A 7,274-nucleotide genomic window follows, 5' to 3' on the forward strand; every position below is an offset into this window, starting at 1 on the left:
CACAACCCGGGGAGACCGCCTACTCGGCTTCCAGTGACCCGGAGCACGAGCCGGCCGATGAGCTGACCCCGATGCAGCCGCAGCCTGGCCAGCAGCCCGCGCAGCCGTGATGGAGCAACCGCCACCGGCGGGCATCGCCCGGACCGCCATCGTCCTGTCCAACGGCGCGACGGTGCCGGTCGGGCATGTAGTCCACCGCAACAGCCCGTCGCCCGCCTGGTTCGACTGGCTGCTGAAGTACAACTTCATCTACCCCGCCGACATCGCTGGTTGGCCTTTGAAGCCTGCGCCGACCACGGTTCCCCAGGCAGACACAGCTCCCAGAAAGCGCAGGAGACCCGGCAAGACGGGAAGTGGGGAAGCATGAGCGCCATCGATCTTCGCGTCGCCGAGCATCGGAATGGGCGTCCTCGCGAGTGAGCCGCGGGGACCATATCCTGTCGGGAGTCCACCCGCGAATGCCCCGGCACGACTGCTGGTTCAGCGCGCCAACGTCGAGCCACCCAGCGCAGCCGTGTTCTGAGATAGTGCCCTGATCGCGCGCTCGCCGCCGCGCGAGCGCCACTACTCCTCGGCGAGATCGGCCGCGACGCCCAGACTGAGCTGTGCCGCGCGAGTATGCCGCCGAGACCGTCGCCGACGGCCGAACGGTCGCCATGGCGCTGTCCGTACTTGCTGCCGGCGACCGGGCTGGGCCGGGATGGCGAGGTGCGGGCGGAGATGCTGGAGGCGCACCCGGCTTTGTCTATCCGCGTGGCGCGGGGGTTCGCTCAATGAGGTACCCGAGGCGAGAGTACCCGAGGTAGCGACTGGCTACCCAACCGTAGGCGTGCATAGGGCATAAGAAACGTGCATAGCGTGCCGATCTAAGCTATTGATTTAATCGCCATCTAATCTGACCGACGCGGCATCGAGCCGCGCCGGTGGCGAGCCGAGTACAACTCGGCGCCCCCGGGGCACGGCTTGCGTCTCGCCGGCAACTGGGAGCGCCGGCGTCTCGCCGGCCACCGGGATCGGCGGCTTCCCGCCGCCAATGAAAGAGCAGCGCAGCGGCCAGGTACATCGACCTGGTGCCTGGGGTGTATTCCCACAGCGGGGGCGGGACGCCCCCGCTCCCAGTTGCCGGCTGGAAGCCGGCGCTCCTGGGCGCCGGCGCTCCCGTGCGTGGTGTTCGGCTGCCAGGAAAAGCCGGTGTCGGCGCATTAGACTGATGCCTTTGGCTCTGTGCTCCGGACCGGCCAACCTGGCGGCCCGTGCGTGTCCCAACCGATCAAGGAGACCCCTATGTGCGGCATCTGCGGCGAGCTGCGCCTCGACGGCGCCCCGGCGGACCTGACGGCCATCGGCCGCATGCTGGGGCCTTTGCTGCCGCGCGGACCGGACCACGGCGGCAGCTACAGTGACGGACCGCTGGGCTTCGGCCATCGCAGGCTCAGCATCATCGATCTCTCGGTGCGGGCCAACCAGCCTATGGTGGACCAGGGGCTCGGGCTGGCGCTGGTGTTCAACGGCAGCATCTACAACTACCCGGAGCTGCGCCGGGAGCTGATCGGGCTTGGCTACCAGTTCTTCTCGGACGGTGATACTGAAGTCATCGTCAAGGCCTGGCACGCCTGGGGCGAGGACTGCGTCGCGCGGCTGCATGGCATGTTTGCCTTCGCGGTCTGGGACGCCAACCGCAAGTGCCTGTTCCTGGCGCGGGACCGCTTCGGCGTCAAGCCGCTGTACTGGACCGAGGATGCCCGGCGCATCCGCTTCGCGTCCAACACCCAGTCACTGCTCGCAGGCGGTGGGGTGGACACGAGCATCGACCCGGTGGCGCTGCACAATCTGTTCACGCTGCATGCCGTTGTGCCGGCGCCGCGGACCATCCTCAACGGTGTCCGCAAGCTCGCGCCCGCGCACTGGCTGCGCATCGACGCCGACGGCCGCCGCACCGAGCGGGCCTATTGGCAGCTCGACGCCACGCGCCCGCAGGCGGGCACGGGTTGGCCGGAGTCCGATCAGGAATGGGTGGAGCTGATCCACGCGCGCCTGCGACGGGCGGTGCAGAAGCGGCTCGAGATCGCCGACGTGCCGGTGGGCGTGCTGCTCTCCGGTGGGCTGGATTCGAGCCTGCTGGTGGCGCTGCTGGCCGAGAACGGTGCGAAGGACCTGCATACCTTCTCGGTCGGCTTCGAGGACACGCCGGAGGAGGCGGGCAGCGAGTTCGAATACTCGGACCCGGTGGCCGCCCGCTACGAGACCCGCCACCACCGCTTCCGGGTGCCGAACAGCCAGGTCCTGCGCCGCCTGCCGGAGGCGGTGGACGCCATGGCCGAGCCCATGTTCGGGCAGGACGCGGTGGCGTTCTATCTGCTCGCCGAGCAGGTGTCCCGCGACATCAAGGTGGTGCAGTCGGGGCAGGGCGCCGACGAGGTCTTCGGCGGCTACTTCTGGTATCCGCGCATCGCCGCGGACACCGAGGGCAGCCCGGCCGAAAAGCTTCGCCGCCACTACTTCGACCGCGACCACGACGAGTACCTGGAACTCGTCACCGACGCCTATGCCGGACCCGACCACACCGGAGCCTATGTCGCCGACCGCCTGGCCGAGCCCCTGGCGGACGAGGTCATCGACGCCGTGCTGCGCCTGGATGTCACCACGCTCATCGTCGACGACCCGGTCAAGCGCGTGGACAACATGACCATGGCCTGGGGGCTGGAGGCGCGCGTGCCCTTTCTAGACCACCAGCTCGTCGAGGCCGCCGCCCGTTGCCCGCCGGCGCTGAAGCTCCGCGACGAGGGTAAGTGGCCGCTCAAGGCCATCGCCCGCGGGCGGTTGCCGGATGCCGTCATCGACCGGCCCAAGGGCTACTTTCCGATGCCGGCGCTGAAATACGTGCGCGGGGAGTTCCTGGACTTCATGCGCGCCATTCTCGACTCGGACGCCTGCCGGCAGCGCGGTCTCTACCGGCGCGACTACGTCGAGCGCCTGCTCGCCGCGCCGGACCAGCACCACACGCGCATCCAGGGCAGCAAGCTCTGGCACCTGGCCCTGCTGGAGTACTGGCTGCAGCGGCAGGTGGATGGGCGCTGCAACTAGTGCACCGGTGCGCAAGTCCCGAGACCATCTCAGGTCGTTGTCGTTGTCGTTGTCGTTGTCGTGGTCTAAACCGTGCAGATATTCGATTACGAATCCGACTACGACAACGACAACGAGGGAGCCCGGTCTCGGAATTTCCGCAGCGAAGCGCTGGAGCACCCATGCGGAAGTATCGAGGCCACTCTCAAGGCCGCCCACGGCGCTAAGATACAAGGGCGACACTTGCTCGCGCCGTGCAGCGCCGTGTCGGGCCTCGCTGCCGCTCGGCCCGATCTACCAGGCTTGCGCTCTATTCTGCGCCGTGGGAGCGTCGTCTCCGACGCGACCGGCAACGCTCGTGTCCCAGCGGGCTGGCGCTGGTCGTGTCCAGCGCGACGCTCTGCGGCGGCGCGCTCCGGCGCGCACGCGACGCCAAAACCTAGTAAATTAGTCGGTGTCTTGAGAAGCGGTCCGGAAATCCCACTTCCCCCGCAGGTAACAACGCTCCAGCCGAGGTACTGAGATGGACGTTCTCGAACGCATCGACCAGCAGGTCAAGAACAACCCCGTCGTCATCTACATGAAGGGCACGCCGCAGATGCCTCAGTGTGGCTTCTCTATGCGCGCGGCGCAGGCCCTCGGTGACACGGGCATCCCCTTCGCCTACGTCAACGTCCTGCAGGACCCGGAGATCTTCGAGAACCTGCCGCGCTACGCGGACTGGCCCACCTTCCCGCAGATCTACATCGACGGCGAGCTCATCGGCGGCTGCGACATCACGCTGGAGATGCACGCGAGCGGCGAGCTGAAGACCATGATGGAGCAGGCGGCGGCGAAGTCCGAGGGCGGTGATAGCGCCGCTTGAGCCGATCTCTTCCGTGTCGCCCCGGGCGTATCGGCACGGGGCGGCGTGCTCGGCGAAAGGCGGCAGCGAGCGCCGTATCAGCCCTTGATGCCGCCTGTCAGCTCACGCCAGCGGTTCACGATGGTGCAAAACAGCGCCGCCGTTTTCTCGGCGTCATAGATGGCAGAATGAGCCTCGGCGTCGTTCCAGCGCAGGCCCGCGGCCTGTACCGCCCTGGCCAGCACCGTTTGTCCATAGACGAGTCCCGCCAGCGACACGGTGTCGAAGACGCTGAAGGCATGGAAGGGGTTGCGCTTGTAGCCGGTCCGCTCCACGGCAGCCTTAAGGAAGCCCAGGTCGAAGTGGGCGTTGTGCCCCACCAGGATCGCGCGCGTGCAACCCTGGTTGCCCACGGCCTTGCGGATGGGGTTCAGCACTCGCTTCAGCGCATCGTGCTCCGACACTGCGTCACGGAAGGGATGTTCCGGGTCAATCTTATTGAAGGCCAGCGCGCTGGGATCGAGCTCGGCGCCGATGAAGGGCAGCACGTGGCAGGCGAGGGTTTGCCCAGGCGCCAGCCGACCGGCGTCGTCCATGTGAATCACGACGGCCGCGATCTCCAGCAGCGCATGCCGCGCGGGGTCGAAACCGCCGGTCTCGACGTCGACAACCACGGGCAGGAAGCCGCGGAAGCGCTCGGCGATGCCGGGTTCGGTGCCCGCTTCGATGTCGGGCATTTCGGGTAAGTCTTGATGCATCTAGGCAGGATACGGACTTGCTGGGGTCTAAGCCAAATCGGCATTGTGTCGGGGCAGACCGGGTGATTTCCGGGACATGGCTGATCCGTTGCCCGTCCTGGCGCTGACAGATACAAGTGCAAGCGCCGCCGCGCGCTCGGGCGTTACGGCGACGACGACAAAGATGTGTGGAGGAGGATGACAATTATGCTGAGCCGTATCACCGGCTGGCGCATGCGGCGGTTCTGGCTGTTGTCGCTGCTGGCGCTGGCCGCGGTGGGCGCGACCGCCGACTCGCGACCCGTCTCCCCCGCCGATCCTCCCGCTTCTCCTCCTGCTTCTGCCGTCATGGCGGCCACCGGGCAGGTCTATGACGATGGACTCCTGTTCGAGCTGACGCGCCCCGAGCCCGGACCGCCGATCTATCTGTTCGGAACCATCCACAGCGAAGACCCGCGCGTGCTGGCGCTGCCGGATGCAGTGACGTCCGCATTGGATGCTGCCGAGACCCTGGTGCTGGAGGTCGTTCCGGATGCCGATTCGACCCGCGCCGCCGCCGCGGCCATGCGGCTCGCTGACGGCAAGCTGCTCGCGCATTTGGTGCCCCCCGAGCTCTACCGGCGCTGTCTGGCTGCGGCGGCCTCCCGCGGGTTGCCGGCGCGGGCGCTGGAGGCGCTCAAGCCCTGGGCCGTCATGCTGCTGATGAGCATGCCGCCGTCGCAGACCGGGGAGTTCCTGGATCGCCGTTTGTACAATCTCGCGCAGGCCGAGGGCAAACCGACCCTCGGACTGGAAACCACGGTGGAGCAATTGTCGCTGTTCGAGCAGTTCAGCCTCGCCGAGCAGCGTGCCTTGCTCGACGCGGCACTGGCCGCGCAGGCCGACCGTGAGCGGATGCTCGAAGACCTGGTCGGCGCCTACCTGCGCGCCGACCTCGGCGAGCTGCTGTCGCTGAGCGAGGCCAGCGAGCCGGGGCTCGATCCGGCCGTGCGCCGGCGCTTCCGGGACGTCCTGATCGATGCCCGCAACCAACGTATGCTGCATCGCATTTCGGCGTTACCCGCCGACCGCCGCTACTTCATCGCCGTGGGCGCCCTGCATTTGCCAGGGCAGGCCGGGTTGCTCGCGGGCCTGGACGAGGCCGGGTTCGACGTCCGACGCCTATATTGATCCCCTGGGGCGCGAGCCGGTCGCAACCGGCACTCGATCGGTCCTGTGTTAAGATCCTGTGCGGCGTAGGGATCGGGGTCGGACCCGGGAGTTGCTCAGCGTTATGCGCAATTGGCTGAACCGTGTCGCTGTCTCCACGGCAGCTTTGGCGTTGCTCGCCGGTTGCGCTTCGGTACCGCCGGAGGCCCGGGACCCCCGCGACCCCTGGCAGGGCTTCAACCGTGCCGTCTTCAAGTTCAACACGGACTTCGACAACGCCTTCATGAAGCCGGCCGCGCAGGCCTATCAGTTCATCACGCCGGAGGTGGTGGACGAGGGCGTGACGAACTTCTTCAACAACATTGCCGACGTCACCTCGGCGGTCAATAACGCGCTTCAGTTCAAGCTGTCGCGGGCGGGCAACGACGTCGGCCGCGTGGTCGTCAACACCACTGTCGGCTTCGCCGGGTTCTTCGACGTGGCCAGCAATCTGGGCCTGCCCAGTTACAAGGAAGACTTCGGTCAGACGCTCGGCTATTGGGGCATCGCCCCGGGGCCGTACTTCGTCATGCCGATCCTGGGGCCAAGCAGTGTGCGCGATGCCTTCGGATTCGGCGGCGATGTCGTGCTCGACCCGTTCTTCAGCCTCGAGAACGACAAGATCTATTGGGGGTTCATCGCCCTGCGCGCCGTGGATCGGCGTGCCGACCTGCTGGCCGCGGGTGAGTTGCTGAACGAGGCCGCCATCGACCCGTACGCGTTCTTGCGTGACGCCTATCTGCAGCGACGCCGCAGCCTGGTGCACGACGGCAATCCGCCGGCGGCCGATGAGGACGGCATCATGTGGGAGGATTCGGCGCCACAGGAGTGATCTCGGCGCGGAGCGTAGCGGGGTTGCAGTGCGCGGGACGAAGGATCAACTTGGAACGTGATGATCATCTTGTTGTCGCCCCTCGGCGTTAGACTGAAGACAACGCGGCGGCTTCGTAGCAGGTGGCAGGTGTCAGTACGCTTTACAGCACGCATGCGCACATCGGCTTTTCCCTTTCCGACAGCAGTCGTTGCCACCTTTGCCGATGCCGAGCACAAATTGAAAATTGCAGTTTGACAGTAACTTACGATGGGGGCGTCTAGCGGTGTTGCTGTTTGGCCCAAATCGTGCTTCGAATCAGCGGCGGTTGTGTGAAAGGCCGCTGGTGTAAAATTTCTGGTGCAGAGAGCCGGACTGCGAGGCAAGCAATCCTATGTTTAGGAATTCACCAGTGTTGAGACGCGGCGGGATGGCTGTCCTGGCCTGTGTCGCGTTGTTCGGCGCTGGTGGCGCAGCGGCGGAGATCTTTACCACGAGTGCCAGTGTGCAGGATTTTCGCTTCGACGAGCTCGACCACGTCCTCTACACCAATCCTTCCCTTGATCAGGTTTCGATGGAGCTGTCGGCGGACAACCGGGTGGTGATTACCTCCATCGACGGTGCCGACGTG

General features: G+C 66.4%; 7 protein-coding genes. 6 read left to right on the forward strand and 1 reads right to left on the reverse strand.

What is annotated here, in order from left to right; genetic code table 11:
- Positions 1-106: 106 nt before the first annotated feature.
- The 3 genes from LJE69_RS05850 (at position 107) to grxD (ending at position 3,928) form a co-directional block, all read left to right on the forward strand.
- A complete protein-coding gene (locus tag LJE69_RS05850; RefSeq protein WP_296922527.1) occupies positions 107-367 on the forward strand; it encodes a hypothetical protein in 261 nt (86 codons plus the stop codon).
- Between the two features lie 917 nt (positions 368-1,284).
- The gene (locus LJE69_RS05855) at positions 1,285-3,084 is read left to right on the forward strand and encodes an N-acetylglutaminylglutamine amidotransferase (RefSeq protein WP_296922530.1); all 1,800 of its coding nucleotides are present in this window, start codon (positions 1,285-1,287) and stop codon (positions 3,082-3,084) included.
- Positions 3,085-3,586: 502 nt separating this feature from the next.
- Positions 3,587-3,928, forward strand: coding sequence for a Grx4 family monothiol glutaredoxin (gene grxD / locus LJE69_RS05860; RefSeq protein WP_296922533.1), 342 nt, complete (start codon positions 3,587-3,589; stop codon positions 3,926-3,928).
- Positions 3,929-4,005: 77 nt separating this feature from the next.
- Here the strand turns inward: grxD and rnt are convergent, their stop codons facing one another.
- Positions 4,006-4,644 (reverse strand): ribonuclease T, encoded by a 639-nt coding sequence (gene rnt, locus LJE69_RS05865; protein WP_296922536.1) that lies wholly within the window; start codon positions 4,642-4,644, stop codon positions 4,006-4,008.
- A 207-nt stretch (positions 4,645-4,851) separates the two neighbouring features.
- Between rnt and LJE69_RS05870 the strand changes: the two genes are divergently transcribed.
- The 3 genes from LJE69_RS05870 to LJE69_RS05880 all read left to right on the forward strand — a co-directional run.
- Positions 4,852-5,814, forward strand: a complete 963-nt coding sequence (locus tag LJE69_RS05870) for a TraB/GumN family protein (protein ID WP_296922539.1) — start codon at positions 4,852-4,854, stop codon at positions 5,812-5,814.
- A gap of 103 nt (positions 5,815-5,917) precedes the next feature.
- Positions 5,918-6,664 (forward strand): VacJ family lipoprotein, encoded by a 747-nt coding sequence (locus LJE69_RS05875; RefSeq protein ID WP_296922542.1) that lies wholly within the window; start codon positions 5,918-5,920, stop codon positions 6,662-6,664.
- A 409-nt stretch (positions 6,665-7,073) separates the two neighbouring features.
- On the forward strand, positions 7,074-7,274 hold a 201-nt coding region (locus LJE69_RS05880; protein WP_296922545.1), incomplete at its 3' end, for a hypothetical protein.

The sequence above is a fragment of the Thiohalocapsa sp. genome (assembly GCF_022340605.1).
Classification (GTDB): Bacteria; Pseudomonadota; Gammaproteobacteria; order Chromatiales; family Chromatiaceae; genus Thiohalocapsa.